Origin of the sequence: Nocardia sp. NPDC052566, assembly GCF_044547285.1 — a bacterium.
In the GTDB taxonomy this organism is placed as follows: domain Bacteria; phylum Actinomycetota; class Actinomycetes; order Mycobacteriales; family Mycobacteriaceae; genus Nocardia.
The window spans coordinates 1,026,910-1,028,182 of the sequence record NZ_JBIUAF010000006.1; the positions used below are offsets into that span (position 1 = coordinate 1,026,910).

A 1,273-nucleotide genomic window follows, 5' to 3' on the forward strand; every position below is an offset into this window, starting at 1 on the left:
TTCGCGCACGGCCGGAGCGAATGCGGAGGTACGCCTCAGCCTGGTCTATTCGGCGCCGGGCAGCGCCGCGTACAGGTCGACGCCGTTGCCGTCCGGGTCGTGCACGGTCGCGTAGCGCTGGCCCCAGAAGGCATCCCACGGCTTCAGTTCGCCGTGGTAGCCCGCCTCGGTGAGCGCGGCGTACACCGTGTCCACCTCCGCCGGGTCGGCGCAGCGGAAGGCGAGGCCGAGGCGGCCACCGCCGGTCGGCGGCTGCCAGCCCTGATGGAACGAGCGGATGACGGCCTCGGTATCGAAGGCGACGCGCAGACCGCCGGGCAGCGCGGCCTCGACGTGCCCTTCACTCTCCGAGCCTGCGGGGAAGACCAGGCCGAGCTGTCGATAGAACGTGAGCGACGCGGCCATATCGGTGACGACGATGCCGATGACGTCGAGTTGTGGAGTCATGAACTCAGCCTAGAAATTCCGTGCACCCGCGGTCTTGAACGTATCGGACACTCACCCCTTGGGCGCGGGAAGCAGTTCGGCGATCAGATTCTCGACGAGGATGCGGATCCGATCGCGGATCGGGCGGATGCCCTCGATGCCCTGACCAGCAGGATCGGGCAGATCCCAGGTGCGATAGCTGATGCCGGGGAAGTACGGGCACGCGTCGCCGCAGCCCATGGTGACCACGACATCGGAGATGCCGACCGCCTCGTCGGTGAGGATCTTGGGCTTGCTGTCCGCGATATCGACACCGACCTCGGCCATCGCGGCGACGGCCACCGGGTTGACGGCGTCGGCGGGGGCGCTGCCCGCGGAGCGTACTTCGATCCGGTCGCCGGCCAGGGCGGTGAGGAATCCGGCGGCCATCTGCGATCGGCCCGCGTTGTGCACGCAGACGAACAGCACGCTCGGTGTGTGGGCCATGCAACGCCTTTCGCTGGAAAGAACTGATCAGGGGGTACCGCGTTGTTCCGGTCCCGCCGAAACGCTGTCGTAGCGTAAGGGATACGTATTACACCCCGATGCGGATGGGCACCCGTAGCATCGTGTCCGGTCCTGTCCTCTCGCCGCCGCATAGGCCCTGAGCACCGCAAATGCGAGAATCGTTGCCGCACTGCGCATATCGGTAGCTAGCGCACCTAAATGCCGGGACGCGCGCGAGCGGGGGGGGGGGCGCCCCCCCCCCCCCCCCCCGGGGGGGGGGGGGGGGGGGGGGGGGGGGGGGGGCAGTAGAACAAGTGGGACCCCGGGGGGGGGGGCGGGGTTGGGGTGGGGCCCGGTCGGG

2 protein-coding genes are annotated in these 1,273 nt (G+C 69.3%); both read right to left on the reverse strand.

Annotated elements, in window-relative coordinates:
- Positions 1-45 precede the first annotated feature (45 nt).
- Complete coding sequence (locus ACIG5A_RS34680; protein WP_397247929.1) at positions 46-447, reverse strand: VOC family protein; 402 nt, start codon at positions 445-447, stop codon at positions 46-48.
- A gap of 51 nt (positions 448-498) precedes the next feature.
- A complete protein-coding gene (locus tag ACIG5A_RS34685; protein WP_397247931.1) occupies positions 499-912 on the reverse strand; it encodes an arsenate reductase ArsC in 414 nt (137 codons plus the stop codon).
- Between the last annotated feature and the right edge of the window lie 361 nt (positions 913-1,273).

Bases quoted from the DNA above. Each gene is read 5' to 3' on its own strand.
- ACIG5A_RS34680 (WP_397247929.1), bottom strand. From the start codon at position 447: ATGACTCCACAACTCGACGTCATCGGCATCGTCGTCACCGATATGGCC.
- ACIG5A_RS34685 (WP_397247931.1), bottom strand. From the start codon at position 912: ATGGCCCACACACCGAGCGTGCTGTTCGTCTGCGTGCACAACGCGGGC.